Source organism: Marinomonas sp. A3A, from assembly GCF_018336955.1.
Classification (GTDB): domain Bacteria; phylum Pseudomonadota; class Gammaproteobacteria; order Pseudomonadales; family Marinomonadaceae; genus Marinomonas; species Marinomonas lutimaris.
This window is the reverse complement of the sequence record NZ_CP025532.1, coordinates 1,831,453-1,847,777: the sequence shown is the minus strand read 5'-3', so window position 1 is coordinate 1,847,777 and position 16,325 is coordinate 1,831,453. Positions and strand designations below refer to the sequence as shown.

15 protein-coding genes are annotated in these 16,325 nt (G+C 41.9%); 7 read left to right on the top strand and 8 right to left on the bottom strand.

Annotated elements, in window-relative coordinates:
* Positions 1-7 precede the first annotated feature (7 nt).
* The 3 genes from CYL31_RS08540 to CYL31_RS08530 form a co-directional block, all read right to left on the bottom strand.
* The gene (locus CYL31_RS08540; protein ID WP_212918491.1) at positions 8-1,024 is read right to left on the bottom strand and encodes an SMEK domain-containing protein; all 1,017 of its coding nucleotides are present in this window, start codon (positions 1,022-1,024) and stop codon (positions 8-10) included.
* 141 nt (positions 1,025-1,165) lie between these two features.
* Complete coding sequence (locus tag CYL31_RS08535; protein ID WP_212918490.1) at positions 1,166-1,807, bottom strand: glutathione S-transferase family protein; 642 nt, start codon at positions 1,805-1,807, stop codon at positions 1,166-1,168.
* 107 nt (positions 1,808-1,914) lie between these two features.
* The gene (locus CYL31_RS08530) at positions 1,915-2,352 is read right to left on the bottom strand and encodes a hypothetical protein (RefSeq protein WP_212918489.1); all 438 of its coding nucleotides are present in this window, start codon (positions 2,350-2,352) and stop codon (positions 1,915-1,917) included.
* A 352-nt stretch (positions 2,353-2,704) separates the two neighbouring features.
* Here CYL31_RS08530 and CYL31_RS08525 point away from each other — a divergent pair, with 352 nt between their 5' ends.
* Positions 2,705-3,667, top strand: coding sequence for an integron integrase (locus CYL31_RS08525; protein ID WP_212918488.1), 963 nt, complete (start codon positions 2,705-2,707; stop codon positions 3,665-3,667).
* Positions 3,668-3,888: 221 nt separating this feature from the next.
* Here CYL31_RS08525 and CYL31_RS08520 read toward each other — a convergent pair whose 3' ends face one another.
* The 5 genes from CYL31_RS08520 to CYL31_RS08500 form a co-directional block, all read right to left on the bottom strand.
* Positions 3,889-4,149, bottom strand: coding sequence for a hypothetical protein (locus CYL31_RS08520; RefSeq protein ID WP_012069448.1), 261 nt, complete (start codon positions 4,147-4,149; stop codon positions 3,889-3,891).
* A 247-nt stretch (positions 4,150-4,396) separates the two neighbouring features.
* Complete coding sequence (purU, locus tag CYL31_RS08515; protein ID WP_212918487.1) at positions 4,397-5,257, bottom strand: formyltetrahydrofolate deformylase; 861 nt, start codon at positions 5,255-5,257, stop codon at positions 4,397-4,399.
* Positions 5,258-5,379: 122 nt separating this feature from the next.
* Positions 5,380-7,545, bottom strand: a complete 2,166-nt coding sequence (gene rlmKL, locus CYL31_RS08510; protein WP_212918486.1) for a bifunctional 23S rRNA (guanine(2069)-N(7))-methyltransferase RlmK/23S rRNA (guanine(2445)-N(2))-methyltransferase RlmL — start codon at positions 7,543-7,545, stop codon at positions 5,380-5,382.
* Between the two features lie 123 nt (positions 7,546-7,668).
* Positions 7,669-8,709, bottom strand: coding sequence for a quinone-dependent dihydroorotate dehydrogenase (locus CYL31_RS08505; protein WP_212918485.1), 1,041 nt, complete (start codon positions 8,707-8,709; stop codon positions 7,669-7,671).
* Between the two features lie 97 nt (positions 8,710-8,806).
* Positions 8,807-9,028 (bottom strand): DUF2835 family protein, encoded by a 222-nt coding sequence (locus CYL31_RS08500; RefSeq protein WP_212918484.1) that lies wholly within the window; start codon positions 9,026-9,028, stop codon positions 8,807-8,809.
* A gap of 276 nt (positions 9,029-9,304) precedes the next feature.
* Here CYL31_RS08500 and CYL31_RS08495 point away from each other — a divergent pair, with 276 nt between their 5' ends.
* From CYL31_RS08495 to CYL31_RS08470, 6 genes are read left to right on the top strand one after another with little or no spacing between them, the layout of a single operon-like run.
* The gene (locus tag CYL31_RS08495; RefSeq protein WP_212918483.1) at positions 9,305-10,273 is read left to right on the top strand and encodes an AAA family ATPase; all 969 of its coding nucleotides are present in this window, start codon (positions 9,305-9,307) and stop codon (positions 10,271-10,273) included.
* A gap of 32 nt (positions 10,274-10,305) precedes the next feature.
* Positions 10,306-11,217: a DUF58 domain-containing protein gene (locus tag CYL31_RS08490; RefSeq protein ID WP_212918482.1), complete on the top strand. Its 912-nt coding sequence runs from the start codon at positions 10,306-10,308 to the stop codon at positions 11,215-11,217.
* Entirely contained in the window at positions 11,217-11,714 is a 498-nt protein-coding gene (locus CYL31_RS08485) for a DUF4381 domain-containing protein (protein ID WP_212918481.1), read from the top strand. Before CYL31_RS08490 ends, CYL31_RS08485 begins: the two co-directional genes overlap by 1 nt.
* A complete protein-coding gene (locus tag CYL31_RS08480) occupies positions 11,707-12,735 on the top strand; it encodes a VWA domain-containing protein (protein ID WP_212918480.1) in 1,029 nt (342 codons plus the stop codon). Before CYL31_RS08485 ends, CYL31_RS08480 begins: the two co-directional genes overlap by 8 nt.
* Entirely contained in the window at positions 12,732-14,495 is a 1,764-nt protein-coding gene (locus CYL31_RS08475) for a VWA domain-containing protein (protein WP_212918479.1), read from the top strand. Before CYL31_RS08480 ends, CYL31_RS08475 begins: the two co-directional genes overlap by 4 nt.
* Complete coding sequence (locus tag CYL31_RS08470; RefSeq protein ID WP_212918478.1) at positions 14,489-16,324, top strand: BatD family protein; 1,836 nt, start codon at positions 14,489-14,491, stop codon at positions 16,322-16,324. Before CYL31_RS08475 ends, CYL31_RS08470 begins: the two co-directional genes overlap by 7 nt.
* The last annotated feature ends 1 nt before the right edge of the window (position 16,325 follow it).

The window sequence follows — 16,325 nt, the reverse complement described above, 5'->3', positions numbered from 1 at the left end:
TTAGAATTCAGCACAACAAAGAAAAATCATTGTTAATGATAATGCTGCGCAGTATGGAATCGTTGTTATTGGCAAAGTTTTTGATGCTTAAAAATAGATTTGTCTCACACTCACCCCAAAAACTAACTTCTATAGATGGTATGTAAGGTGAATCTGTATAAGGCTGATAGTCATCAATATAATTAACCAGTTTACTTATACTCAAGGATTTATAGATTTCAAATGCAGTATGTTGCGAAAGGTGCAAATCAAGCTTTGAGCTTGGAATTAACAATGTTTCCGTATAGAAGCCACTTCCATGCTCTGAAGAGCTACCGTAAGCGACAACAAAGTAAATATACTCTTTTTCTTGTTGCGACAAAGTCGCCATAATCCTTTGAAGGTCATTAAGAGCACTAATTAGTAAGTTCTTATATTCATTGTCATGCTCATCATTCGCATTTAAATTAAACATAGCAATGAACTTCTCATACCCAAACGTTCTAGGTGCAGAAGTTATATTTGTAGGAAGAATACTATTGTTGACGGGGGCGCTAGACCGTAAGTTCTGTGATAGATATCTGCTTATCACATCCAAGGCATTAATATCTTGAATATTTCCTATTTGCCCAATTAAATCTTTAACATCTAGAACATCAATTCCAAAATTTTCTGTTCTAGAAATCTGTGGCTTATTTTTGTCTGAGATAATCAGAAATATCAACCAATCATATTCTTCATCAAGCCTATGTTCCTTAAATTTTTCAATAGTGCTTTCTATTTTTCTTTTTGTGTTTTCGGATGTTATTTGAAAACATACTCGGGAATTCTCATCAGCCAAGTCAATTGCGGGATAATTGCTTTGTAATTGATTCATGTTGTGGAGCCTGAATCCATGAACCATGTTTATCAATTGACAGAAGAAGTCTTCTGAACCGACATTGATATCAGTCCGTCCCATTTGATTTTGTATCAATACAAACTTTGATAAATTAATTAGCTGCTCACTAATTGAATCCATCATTCTGTCTTTAGATAAATACATACTACCTCGTTAAATGTGATGTATCGTAAGAAATGTAACGCTCGCATAATCGGTGAGTACTGCTGGGGTGATTTTTGCCTGCAAAGCAGAATAGCAAAAAGCGCCACAGTAGTACGAATCCGCGTTGGTGCGTTTGTTATATTAAAAATCTTCTCGGGCTTTTAGTTCGGTAAAGTCACTCATAACCCACTTTTTATAACCTGGGCGAGTATTTAAAGCCTTGTACCAACTATCTACCTTTTCAGGTAACTCTATAGTTAGCCCCTGTGAAATTAACCTATAGATAACTGCTCCAACGACTATATCAGCAAGGCTTATGGATTTACTTGCCAAATATTCAGTTTGATAAAGTTGCTTTTCAACAACCTGTAAGCAATTTATGCAAGTTTCCAAATCTTTATTTACCGCTTCCATATCACGCATACTTTCAGGTTTTCGATAATACCCCCAAAAAGTACCCATAAATGCAGGCTGAAAGATAGTTTGTGACCAATCTAACCACCGCTCATACAAAGATCGCTCGTAAGGACAGTTAGAATACCAAGTACTATTTCCATAGCTTGCGACTAAGTACCTTAAAATTGTGTGTGATTCCCAAATGGATTTATCACCGTCAATTAGTACTGGTACTTTTTTCATTGGGTTTAATCTAACAAAATCTGCAGTATCTAACCCGCCAAAACGACCGCCAAGTTCAATGTGTTCATAATCAACATCTAGTTCTTCAAGTAACCAAAGAATTTTTTGTACATTAAATGAAGTTGTACGGCCAAATAATCTCATTGAACTTCCCTTTACATATAACGCCGCAATAAGCGGAAATTTATAGTTGGCTGAAATTTGAAGCGCAGCGGAAAAGCCAACTGTAAATTTTCCGTTTGATTGCCTTGTTATATTTTACTGTTAACCCAATCCTTACCATTAAAAAACTCAAATGATGTAACTTCTTTATTTGTGTAAGGAAGAGATATTTCACAGTATTTTTTAGCAGGACATACAAGTACTGCAACCGCTACCATTGAATGTTCTCTTAATTTAGGGTCAGTTAATGCGTGACTGGAAAGGAAATCATCTTCCTCTTTATTATTCAATTTAATTTTCGTAATGATGCCGTCTTCACCACCAGAGTTATGTATAACAAAAATGTGATACTTTTTATTTTCAGTTGAACTCACCTTTCCATGGTCTATATATTCCAATTCAGCACTGCCTTGAATTGCGGAATAAATGAAATTAGAAAACCAAGTTCCTAGTCCAGCTGATAACAACACTAAAATAAGTGTAAACCACCATTTATTTGTTGTTGATTGCTCAAACTTACAATCCACACCATACTCCTTGTAAAATATAACATTTTAATAGTGCGCATGCGCGTTTACACATTTCAGAAACTTCCTTGTTATCACTATAAGTCACTGATTCTAAAGCTATTAATAGAAATATCAACAAAAGTTAAAACTGGAAAAGCGAGCGTGCGCGTTATTTCATTTATCCACAGCGCGTTATTTCTGCTCTGTGGGTTCTTATTCATTGATACTAAAAGACTTTCTAACCAGCCACCAGTAAAAACACGCACTTTTTTGATTATTTTTCAGACAAAGCGTGCCAAAAATTGGCAAGCTCAAAAAATAAACTGTATATTTGTACAGTTATAGATCTATTATCCACAAGGAGTGTGTGATGTCTTCTAGCCCTTTCCTCAATCTTATTCGTCAAGAGCTGCGCCTACGCGGTTATAGCTTAAAAACAGAGAAATCGTACCTGTATTGGATTAAATACTTTATTCGTTTCCATAAGCTACAGCACCCTCAAAACATGGGCGCGGAAGAAGTAAGAGTGTTTTTATCGCATTTGGCGGTTGAGAAAAATGTTGCAATTAATACACAAAAATCGGCCCTCAACGCCCTCGCCTTTTTATATAACAAATTGCTAAATCAACCATTGGGTGATTTAGGGTTCCAGCATGCTAAACAAGGGCGGCGTTTACCTATTGTTTTAGCTCCCAATGAGATTCAAAACATACTAGGCTGTATGAATGAACGAGACCACTTAATATTTTCGTTGCTGTATGGTTCAGGCCTTAGAATTAGCGAATGTTTACGTATTCGCATTCAAGATATTAATTTGGATCAGGGTAGTTTAGCTGTTCGTTGCAGTAAGGGTAATAAAGATAGAACTACCATTCTTAGCCGTAAATTAGCTGAACCTTTAGGCAAACAAAAGTCCTATGCCCAACAAATCCAACAAAATGACAACGCGAAGGGTTATGGCCCTTCTTTGCCATTTGCGTTATCAAGAAAGTACCCAAATGCATTTCGTCAATTCAGTTGGATGTTTTTATTTCCCTCTACATCAATTTGCCCGCACCCTTTAACGGGTGAATTATGCAGGCATCATTTACATGAGTCAGTGCCTCGTAAGTCATTAAAAAAAGCCGTCAATGACGCTAGAGTTAATGAGAGAAGAGTAAATTGCCACACCTTTCGTCACTCTTTTGCAACGCATTTATTAATGGCTGGTAGAGACATAAGAACGGTTCAAGAGTTATTAGGTCATAATGACGTATCAACAACACAAATTTATACCCATGTAATTGGTCAACATTTTGCGGGAACAAATAGCCCTCTTGATCAAATCTTATAAAACAGGAAGAAATAATTACATTGTCGGCATAAATACGCGACCTACGTGGAATCTTGGTTCATGACGATTTACGATGAAAGCAAACGGCGTTTTGATGAGGTAGGCGTTAGTTTCGAAGATAAACGCCGTTTGGTTTTATCTAGGATCTGAATCCTTGCCATAAAAAAGGCCCCATTTACCTGAGTAGACAAAATGGGGCCAAGGTAGTCGTTGATCTTTTGTCAATGACGAGTCTGTTTTGGCTCGTTCATTTCGCGCATGCGTTTGCGGTGTTCGACAAATTCGTCACTCAGCATGTAGTCGCCCTGCTCGGTGTGAGCAAGTGCGCCTCGGTTCACTAGTGCGTCTAAGGTTTTTGGCAATACCTTCTGGCGTCGTTCGCCTTTGATAAAGTAAAATTGCTCACCCAATTGGATTAATTTAAAACCAGATTCTAGATACCCAACACATAAGTTTTGAGTTGGCGTTAACTTGAGTTTCATTGTTCACCTCACATTGCCTGCCGTCTCTTAAATTTAAATCAATTGATCATTTATCGTTCATGTTAACTATAGACTATAGACACTTTTTTCAAGAACAGTAATTTTCTCCCATCAAGATTACAAAAAGATAAAAAAAGAAACCTTTTTCATCCTGCCACGAGGCTAGTCGTTGATCAACGGTCTCAAAAAGTTAAAAAAAAGGGAAGACATCACGCCTTCCCTTTTCACAAACCTTGCAGTGATTGCTTTATTCAGCAAACACGACGGTTTTATTACCGTGTACTAAAACACGATCTTCCAAGTGGTAACGTAGTCCACGTGAAAGTACGAGTTTTTCAATGTCTTTGCCTAGACGAACCATGTCTTCTGCCGCATGGCTATGGCGAACACGAATCACGTCTTGTTCGATAATCGGGCCTGCGTCTAAATCGGCAGTGACATAGTGGCACGTTGCACCAATCAGTTTCACACCACGAACGGCGGCCTGATGATAAGGCTTAGCACCAATAAAAGATGGCAAGAAACTGTGGTGGATATTGATCACCTTGTGACGGTATTTCTCGCACAAGTATTCTGGGAAGATCTGCATGTAGCGCGCTAGCACAATGGTGTCAGCACCAGACTGATCAATGCAGGCTTCAATTTCTTGGAAGGCAGGCATTTTATCTTCTTTTGGCACAGGAATGCAGAAATATGGAATCTTGTACCATTCGACCATAGAGCGCAGGTCTTCGTGGTTCGCAATAACACCAACGATTTCACAGTTCAGTTCGCCTGTGTGCCAGCGATGCATAATGTCGTTTAGGCAATGAGATTCTTTGGTTGCCAACAAAACAACTTTAGGACGATCTTCACTGTCTTTCACATACCAGCGCATGTTGAATTCTTCTGCGATTGGCGCGAATTCTCTGCGGAAGGTTTCAACATCGATATTCAAGCTTTCTGCATCTACATCATGACGCATAAAGAACCATTTTTGCTCTAAATCTGTATGATGACTCGCTTCGATAATCGAGCCTTGGCGTTCGTTCAAAAACTGACTTACCGCCGCTACAATCCCCACTCTGTCGGGACAACTAATCACAAGTCGAAATGTTTTCTTTCTCATAGTAAAACTTATAAACCTTAAAAACTCTTAAAAGTAAAAAGGCTAAACAACGGGCTTAGCCTTAAAAAACGTCGGCGAATTATACTGAATTCTCTTATTTATTCTTAACTGCTTTTACTTAATTACTTGTTCTTAATAATGTAGCACTGGTGAATTTTGTCGTTACGATCAAAATCTGGGTCCAGCGTTTCACGAGTGATGTTTTTCACATCGTATTCTTGCTCTAATGCTTCGTCCAATACAAAACGACGATAGTTATTAGAGAAAATAAGCTCACCACCTCTCGCCAATCTTGCCATAGCCAAACGAACAAGTTCACCATGATCGCGCTGAATATCTAGGATGTCTGCCATTTTTTTCGAGTTCGAAAACGTCGGCGGATCCATGAAGATCAAGTCAAATTTATCACGACTTTGTTTTAGCCATTCGATACAGTCTGCACGCTCTACCTGATGATAACGGTCTGAAAATTCATTCAATTCGATATTGCGACGCGCCCATTCAGTGTAAGTATTCGACATATCGACACTCAATGAACTGCGCGCACCACCTTGTCCAGCATGAACAGACGCGGTCGCTGTGTAGCAGAACAAGTTTAAGAAGCGTACGCCATTGGCTTTGTCTTGAATCAATTTACGTACTGGACGGTGATCAAGGAACAAACCAGTATCCAAATAATCTTTTAGATTAACGATGAATTCACAGCCATACTCTTCTACGATCATTTCGTGTTTTGTTTGATCGAATTTTTCATATTGTTCTTTGCCAGTCTGTCTTTGGCGCTGTTTCAAAATTACATTAGATTCTGAAATATTCAACGCGGTCGGAATGGCAGACATTACTTCAAACAAACGCTGTTTGGCTTTTTCTGGGTCAACGCTTTTTGGTGCCTGATATTCTTGCACGTGCGCCCAATCGCCATATACATCAATGGCGACAGAGTATTCAGGCATATCGGCATCATAAACGCGGTAACACTGGATCTTGTTTTTTTCGACCCATTTTTTCAGTTTCTTAGCATTCTTTTGCAGTCGGTTAGCAAACATTTGTGCGCCTGGCGTCATAACCGATTGCGCGACGACATCTTCTTTTATGCTGCCAGCCAACAATGGGAACTGATACGCACGACATTCGATGCCACCGTTTATCACTCGTGTGCTTTTCTCTGGTCTAGCTGGAATTTGACGCGCCAGATGATCGTTACTGGTTAGCATCATAAACTGCCAGCCACGCACGTGAGTCACAACCCATTCGCCCAATTGGCGATACAAGGCAATCAAGGCCATTTCATCACCAATACGTTCACCATAAGGTGGGTTGGTAATTAATAGACCCGGAGCCTCAGGGTTGATATCGAATTCGTGTTCTTGGAACGACGACATGGTCACGTCAATGACGTCGGTTAGTCCTGCACGCTTGATATTTTCTCGCGCAGCGGCAATGGCTTTTTGCTCTCGATCAGTACCTTGGAAACGAACACCCAAAGTTGCTGGGTCTTTTTTACGATTCTTGGCGAAGTCCATTAGCTGTTGCCACATACGGTGATCGTGCTGTTTCCAGCCTTTGAATCCCCAATACGGACGACGCAAACCCGGAGCCATGTCCAAAGACATCATCGCGGCTTCAACAAGGAAAGTACCAGAACCACACATTGGATCGATCAATTGCGTCAAACCGCAATCCGTTCCCCAACCTGCACGTAGCAAAAGACCGGCCGCTAAGTTTTCTTTAAGAGGTGCCATGCCACCTTGTTGACGGTAACCGCGGCGGTGCATACTTTCGCCGGATAAGTCGATGCTGACTGTCACAACGTCACGTTTGATACGCAAAGCAATACGGACTTCTGGCTGTTCTTTTTCAACGTTAGGACGTTCGCCGGACAAGGCAATAAAGTAATCGGCAATGGCATCTTTGGCACGAACCGCACCAAACTGTGTATTGCGGATATGGTGATTGGTGCCGTGGCAATCAATCGCGATGGTGTTGCTTGCATTCATGTGATCGGACCACTGAATCGCTTTTACACCATCGTATAAGTCGTCGGCAGATTCCATTTTGAAATTGGCAATCGGCAACATAACGCGAGTTGCAACGCGAGACCAAAGGCACGCTTTGTACATGCCTTCTAAGTCTGTGGTCAGCTTAACCTGCGCTTCACCCAATCGAGTTTGCGTCAGGCCTTCACCATGCAGCTCTTTTTCTAAGACATTCTCTAACCCAAGAGGACAGGTTATTTCTAATGCGTAAACCTGACTTGCTGAATCAGTTGTCTGTAATATCGTGCTCATTTATAAAATACTTTTTTAAATTTCAATGAATGTTTCGAAACGCATAAAGAGGGCGGGATTGTGTCCCGCCCTCTTTTTTAAACAAGGCACAAAATACGCTGCGCCTTGTTTTCAATTCGATCTTTAGATGCCGAGATCAAGCTCTCGGTAATAAGCATCAGTGCTAGCTATAGCTTCCTTAATTAACTCAGGGCCGTGATAAATAAAGCCCGAATATATCTGTACTAAACGCGCACCCGCTTGCAGTTTTTCTACCGCATCGGCGCCACTTGAAATACCGCCAACACCAATAATAGGCAAGGTGTCTTTCAAATGCTCAGCCAATACTTTAACGACATGAGTAGACGCATCGCGAACTGGCATACCACTCAAACCGCCCGCTTCTTTTTCAAATTGATGACCTAAAACCGCATCGCGAGACAAGGTGGTATTGGTGGCAATAATACCATCAACACCCTGCTCAACCAGAGTATCAGCAACCATTTTAATTTCGTCGTCTGTCATATCAGGAGCAATTTTCACCGCCAATGGCACACGCTTACCCTGCTCTGCTTCGTAACGGTCACGTGCTGCAACCAATGGCGCGATTAACTGAGCCAAGCTTTCACCAAATTGCAAACTACGAAGTCCCGGTGTGTTTGGCGAGCTAATGTTTGCTGTAATGTAATCTGCGTAAGGAATAACGTTTTCTAAACAAGCCAAATAATCTGCTGCCGCATCTTCTACCGATGTGGTTAGGTTTTTGCCAATATTGACACCCAACACACCAGGATAGCGGTGAGATTTAATTCGTGAAACCAAATGATCTACACCTTTATTATTAAAGCCCATGCGATTGATAATGGCTTCATGCTCTGGCAAGCGGAACAAACGCGGCTTAGGATTTCCTGCCTGCCCTTTCGGTGTCACGGTTCCTACTTCAACAAAACCAAATCCTAATGCACCCAAGGCTTCAAATGCATCGGCATTTTTATCCAAACCAGCCGCCAAACCTACTGCGTTAGGGAAACGCAATCCCATCACATCAACCGGTTTAGTCGATGGCAAACCACCTAGAAATTTGTTTAAACCCAACCGACTGCTTGCTGCAAGAAGATCCAATGACAATTCATGGGAGACTTCTGGGTCCAGTTTAAAAAGTAACGAGCGAGCAAATTGGTACATTGTTAGGGCTCCTAGGCGATTAAAATCAGATAAATGCCTTATCTGGTCTGTGCTGTCTAATTTATATATTCTTCTAATTCGTGCTGTATGATTCGTGCTATCTGACTTTAGTGACGGCAATCAGCTTATTCATGTCATCAAATTCTACTTCAAAAAAACCGTAAATCCCTTGATGAGTAACAAAACGCTGAAAAGCTGACAAAGGCAACTGAACTTTACGACCATCTAGACTGCTCGCGACTAGGTTTTTCGCTGCTCCAGCATACATAGCTTCATATTTAAACGCAGGCAAAGCCACATTTAATACAATTTTCGCCATTTTTTTCGTCCTGTGCTTACGTTACCCTTACAGAGATCACCCTGTGCGTAAAGATTTGAATCCGATAAGATGAAGGCTATTATATGGAGACCTTTGCACGAAGTCACGAGCGAAGCCAAGACGAGGCAAAAACAGACGAAAAAGCGTTGTTTATAGGTGATAAACGAGCACTTTGAGTGCTGTTTTTAACAAAGTATTGGTGAGCATATTCGTTTTGCAAGGTTTTCATCTTGCGTTGACACTTTTATTGACAAAAGTATAAGGAACCTAGGTTCGATGGTAACTGTAATTGAGCAATTAAAAGATCATCTAAATCACGCCGTTGTCGGCCAACCAGATTTAACTCACGAATTACTTGTCGCTTTAGTCGCTAATGGCCATGTACTTCTAGAAGGGCCACCGGGCATAGCAAAAACCACCGCAGCAAAAGCTCTTGCTAGTGCTATCGACAGCCGCTTCCAGCGCATCCAGTTTACACCAGATCTTTTACCTGGCGATGTCACGGGTTCTGATATTTATCAGCAAGAAACCGGCCAGTTTAGCTTTATTCCCGGCCCAATCATGAACGACATAGTGCTAGCCGACGAGATCAACAGAGCGCCAGCCAAAGTACAATCTGCATTGCTTGAAGCCATGGGTGAAAGACAAGTCACCGTTGGCAATCACAGCTACCCGCTGTCTGCACTGTTTTTTGTTATTGCCACGCAAAACCCAATCAAGCAAGAAGGCACTTATCCTTTACCTGAAGCGCAGCTTGATCGCTTTATGATGAAAATAAACCTCGGCTACCCAAGCGCTGCCAGCGAATTGGATGTACTCAGATTAGTGCGTCAGCAAGATTTACACAAAACCTCTACAAGCAAACCGCAACCTGTTTGCAAACCTCATGAAATTCTTGAACTTCAGCATAAAGCCTTGTCTTTATATATGTCTGAAAGTGTCGAGCAATACATAGTGCAGCTCGTCATGGCGACTCGCCAACCTGAGCTTTATTTAGGTGAAGCGGGTAAAGGAACAAATCTGATTGAATTTGGCGCCAGCCCTCGTGGCACCTTAGCTCTTGATCGTTGTGCTCGTGCCAATGCGCTGATAAACGGTAGGGACTTTGTTACACCAGACGATGTTCGCCAGATTGCCTTACCTGTGCTGCGCCATCGCATCATTACGACGTTTGAAGCACAAGCCGCCGGATTATCTGTTGACGATCTATTGAAGCGATTAATTAGTCACGTTCCTGCACTGTAACTCAGGGAATCGCAACAAAAGGCACCGAGTCGATGAGCCCATTATTATCACCCGAATCTCCTGAGCTGGATGACGCCCATTTCGCCCTATTGGCAAGTTATGCCAAGCATTTAGGACGAGCCCCCAAAGCCATTCGTTTTGCGACCAATTCAGGAGAGCGTCGTTCACGACAAAAAGGTCATGGCATGGAAATGCTCGAACTTCGAGCTTATCAAGCCAGTGACGATTTGCGCCACATCGATTGGCGAGTGACGGCTAGAACAGGCCAAGCTCATACTCGACTTTATGCGCAAGAAAACGACCATCAACGGCTATTATTATTGGATCTGTCTAGTAGCGCTTATTTTGGAACTCGTCATACCTTTATTGCCACGCGCTTTATTCAACTTGCAGGTATTATTGCGTGGCGCTCCAAACAGCAAGGTGACACCCTGTCTTATCGAATCACCTACGGCAACCAAGAACACGCCAGCAATAAATCAGGCACATTACCGACGCTTTTAAACTATTTAAAAGACGCGTCTAAGATAGAAAATCGAGCCAACGGTCATACAACCACCAGTATTTGGTCTAACACCTTACTTGCCAACAAAGCTCATAATAAAGACGTGATCATTCTTACAGACAAACAAAGCTGGAATGATGACGAAGAAAGCGCGCTGATGAAGCTTGCCGAGCACAACTCCGTTCACTGGATACAAATCATCGATAGCAATGTCTTTAACTTACCTGCTGGCCAATATCAAATGGCCGATAATAACGGCATTAAACCCGTGACCATCAGCAAAAACAGCATGCAACAAGCGAAAGCTGATTTCCTATCACAAAACACGTTGATGCGTAAAAAACTGGCTTCTTTTGGCATTCGCCACCAAATATTTGATATCACCGAATCGCCTGAAAAAATTGCTCGCTATCTACTTTCTCAAGGAGCACTTCGCTGATGCCTACCGCACAAGCGCCTCTACAATCAGCAACACAAGCAATAGACTTGCCACACAAAGCTTATATGCTACCGCAATCTATTCCTATGTGGCCGCCCGTTTGGTGGACCTGGCTTATTGTTGCGGCCATTATTTTAGTAATAATAGGTTTGCTGTTCTTATGGTATCGACGCCATAAAAAACGCACCTATCGACGCGAGGCGCTTTCTAATATAACTAAGCAATCCAGCGAACTCTCAGATAAAGAAAGCATTTTACTTTGCCACGAAATGGTACGTCGCTGCTTAATAAGTGAAGGCAAAACAGAAACTGCTGCTTTGCCCAGCAAGACATTATTTGAAACGCTAGACAAATCTATGCCAGCAAAACGACAATTCTCTACGCTCGGCAACGAGTTTATCGATGGTCCTTATAGAAGCCAGATTGAGCTAACATCAGAACAACGCAGCACTATGATAAAAAACACTTGTTATTGGATAAGGAAACACCATGCTTGAATTGTCTTGGCCTTGGTTCCTTCTTCTTTTGCCTTTGCCCTTTATTATGTATTTGCTACCAAAAGCTAAACCCAAAGGCGACGGCATTTGGTGGGGAAATACAGCACAGTTAGTCGACCATCAAGATGGTAAAGCGATCCCTAAACGCCCGACTTTGCGCTACACCTGCCTGTTGATCTCTTGGATATTACTGATCTTTGCTATGAGCCAACCTGTTTGGTTAGGCGAGCCCACAAAAGTCACGCCGTCAGGCCGAGATTTGCTGATTGCTCTGGACTTATCTGGCAGTATGCAAGTCAGCGATATGGCACTAAATGACCAACCAGCAAACCGACTAGAAGCCGCCAAATCTGTTTTGTCTGACTTTATTCAACAACGCCGCGGTGACCGAATTGGCATTATCGTGTTTGGCTCAAAAGCCTATCTGCAAGCACCGTTAAGCTTTGATACCAAGACGATTAATCAGCTCGTGCAAGAAGCCCAAATTGGTTTTGCTGGTGAACAAACTGCCATTGGCGATGCCATCGGACTGGGAATAAAAAGACTAGAAGATAAACCCTCCGATAAAAAAGTACTTATTTTAATGACGGATGGCGCAAATACCGCAGGTCGAGTCCAACCTCAACAAGCCGCTGCCTTTGCTGCTTCACAGAATGTAAAAATCCACACCATAGGCATTGGCGCAGATAGCATGATTGTTCAAAGCTTCTTTGGCCCTAAAGCCATAAACCCTTCTAGCGATCTAGATGAAACACTATTGAAAAATATTGCCGCACAAACAGGTGGCGAATATTTCCGCGCCAAAAGTACTGAAGATCTGCAAGCCATTTACCAAACACTTGATGCGTTAGAACCGACACCCGCTGAAGATATTTGGCAACGACCATTAACCAGCCTATTCCATTGGCTAGGACTTGCCTCGATTATCTTTCTAGGTTTAGCGCTACTCGCCAGCAAACAACTTGCATGGAAGAAAAGCTTTCTGCATAAAAGAAGCTCGCGCAAAAGAGGTCAAGCATGATGCTTTTTGACTTGATTCACTTTGAACGTCCCTACTGGCTTATTTTACTACCTGTTACCTTGCTACTGGCGTATTTCATCACCACAAAAAGCTCAAACAAAAGTACGCTCAACAAAGTCGTCGATCAGCATTTGATGCAGCACCTGGTCTATCAAAATACCTCCAGTAACGTGAATAAATGGCTTGGTTTAGCAGCAATATCATTGTGTTGGATTGGTTTAGCTGGCATCAGCTGGACGAAAGCGCCAACCACGATGTTTGAAAATACCCAGAAAACTATCTTAGTTGTTGATCAATCGCTATCTATGTACGCGACCGACATTAAGCCAAACAGACAAACTCAATTAAAACAAACCATTCGCGACATACTGGCACAAAGTAAAGAAGGCGATATTGCACTGGTCGCATTTGCAGGTGAAGGCTTTGTTATCAGCCCTTTTAGCCAAGACAGAGAAACTATCATCCATTTTTTACTCGCATTAGATCCGATCATCATGCCGACGTACGGTAGCAACCTAACCAGTGGTATTCAAACCGCATTATCTCTTAGCAAAGATGACGCCACGCCACTGCATCTTATTGTGTTAACCGATGACCTTAGCGAGCAGGATAAGACGGCAATCCCTGCGTTATTTAAAGGCAAAAACATACAGTTGGATTTAGTGGCTGTAGGCACAACGAACACATCATTGATCAAACTACCTGACGGTCAAATCTTGAGAAAAAATGGCAAAAACATCACGCCAATAACACCTATTAATGATTTAAAAGCACTGACCACATCACTTGGCGGTACATTCCACCAAGGACGCTTAAGCCCTCCAGAACTGGCACAAATCACCAATACAAAACTGGATAATCAACAGACTCAAAAAGCACAAAATAAAAGCATACATTGGATAGAACAAGGCCAGTGGCTTGCTCTACCCTTTTTAATTTGGCTGGCATTTCAGTTCCGCAAAGGCATGCTATTTATATTGCTGGTTAGCGTCATTTATTTACCTTCCGAGAAGCTACAAGCCTCTCCTCTTGATTGGTTTCTGACGCCAGATCAAAAAGGCCAACAGGCGGTAGATCAAGGCAATTGGCAAGCGGCTAATCAATACTTTCAGCAGCCAGAATGGAAAGCAGCATCGTCATACGCCGTAGAAAATTATCCAGAAACGATTCAGCAATTAGGTAATTTAGATAGAAACGCAGCAGAAAATTATAATCTGGGCAATGCGCTGGCATTATCAGGCGATACCGAAAAGGCTATTCGAGCCTATGAAAAAGCATTAGAACAAGATCCTTCACTAAAAGCCGCTAAAGACAATCTTGATTACTTAAAAAAGCAGCAACAAGAACAACAAAAGAAAGACCAGCAGAAAAAAGAACAGGAAAAATCTAAACAGCAAGACAAAGAGAAGAATCAAAACAAACAACCCAACCAGTCTGATGCAAATAATAAAAGCAATTCAAAGGATAAAAACGACTCAAAAGATCCCTCTGACTCAAAAAAAGATAATAAAAAGAACGAAAAACAAGACAAAAACAAAACACCTGAGGATAATAAGCAAAATGAAAAACCAGACGAACAAGAACAGAAACAGCCTGAAAACTCAAAACTAGACAAAGAAAAAACACAAGCGCTCAACCAGTGGCTAAGACAAATCCAAGACGACCCAGGATTACTGTTACAACGCAAGCTCTGGTATTTACACCAAGAAAAGCGCAATGAAAATCGATTTTCGCAAGAGGATGGGCAAAACCCATGGTAATAAAGCACTACTTCCTTTCATTAATATCGCAAAACAAGCCAAGTCGCTTGTTTTTCTCACTAATGACGACCCTGCTTTTTATTACATTATCAAGCTCTCTTCACGCAGCCAGTGTTACCGCCACGCTTAATAAAAACGTCGCAACTGAAAACGAAGTCGTTCAGCTCACTTTACGTGCCGACTTTTCAGACACCGGAAACGGCCCAGACTTATCTCCTTTAGAACGCGATTTTGATATCTTAGGTAAAAGCCAAAACAGCCAATTTAGCTTCAACCTAGGCACGAGTACTGCTTTAAACTTTTGGGTTGTCACCTTGATGCCAAAATCAGTCGGCACATTTGAAATCCCCCCGATAAAAATAGGTGATCATGAATCTCAACCTATTAGACTGACCATTAAAAGCTCACCACAACTACTGGATAGCAATGGCAATCCGCCTGTCATGCTAAAAACAGAAGTATCCGAAATCGAGCCATATCTTCAGCAAGAAGTCATCTTGAGCGTCAAGCTTTATACTTCTGTCGCACTACAAAATGCCAATCGATCTGTCCCTTCGCACCCTGATCTTGTCATTGAAAGACTTACTGACGATCAGATGAATTATCAAACAGTTAATGGCACTCAGTATCAGGTTATTACACGAGATTATTTAGCCTTCCCACAGCGCAGCGGCCTATTGACGATACCACCACAAAGCATTCAAGCGATGATTAACACATCAACAGGTAGAAGAATGATAAAGGTTCAAAGCGAACCTCTTAATCTTCAAGTGACTCCAATTCCAGCCAGCTACACAGGCGATGCCTGGCTACCTAGTAGCAAAGTAACCGTATCAACCACCCTTGATAAATCGAATGATGCGCCAAGAATTGGCGACACGCTTATTTGGACGATTAATATCAGTGCCAAAGGCGCCTTGCCCGAACAAATTCCAACACTAGATTTCAACAGTACTCGCAATTACAAGCTCTATCCAAAACCACCTAAATTCGACAATCAAAAAACGGCTGACGGCGTGACTGGCAGTCAAAGCATTACAGTTGAAGTGGTTCCAACGGAACAAGGCACTCTTACTCTGCCTGACATCAATATCACCTACTGGAATACAGAAACAAGAGCTATTAGTACGGCTAGCGCCTCAACACAAGCCATTGAAATTGCGCCATTACCAAATACGTCCAGCAAAACGAATGATGCCACCACAAAAAAACAAACAATCAATGAGCCATTACCTGCTCAAACCCGCTCGGTCGCCCCAATATCTTTGGCCAAAAAACCAGTAGAAAAAGAAGTACAATCAAATCAAACGACACAAGAAAATGGCCTAGATCTAAAAGTATTACAAACAAACGACGGCTTTTCGCTACGTCATTACCTAATTGCTGGATTGCTGATTTTAGCAATAGTTATGCTGAGTATATGGACTATTATTTGGCTCAAACGCAAAAAATCACAGCCAGAAGTCAATTACCAAGTCCCTACATTACAAGAATTTGCGCCACTCAGTACTACAGATGAACAAAGTGCTTACAGGGCGTTAATTGAGTGTTGCCAGCAAAATAACCTGCCATCATTAAGACCCAGCCTATTAGAATGGGCTCGTCATCGCTGGGGAGACAACGAAATTCGTAGTGTTGATGACATAAAACGTCTAACGTCCGTACATGTTACTCAACTTCTAATGGAAGCGGAATTGATGCTGTACTCAAACAATCCTGCACATGAATGGCAAGGACAACCTCTTGCCGATGCCCTTGATGAATACACTAGCGGACAAGCCAAACCTTCTCAGGCTAGCCAGCTGAAAACACTTTATCCAAACTTTTAAT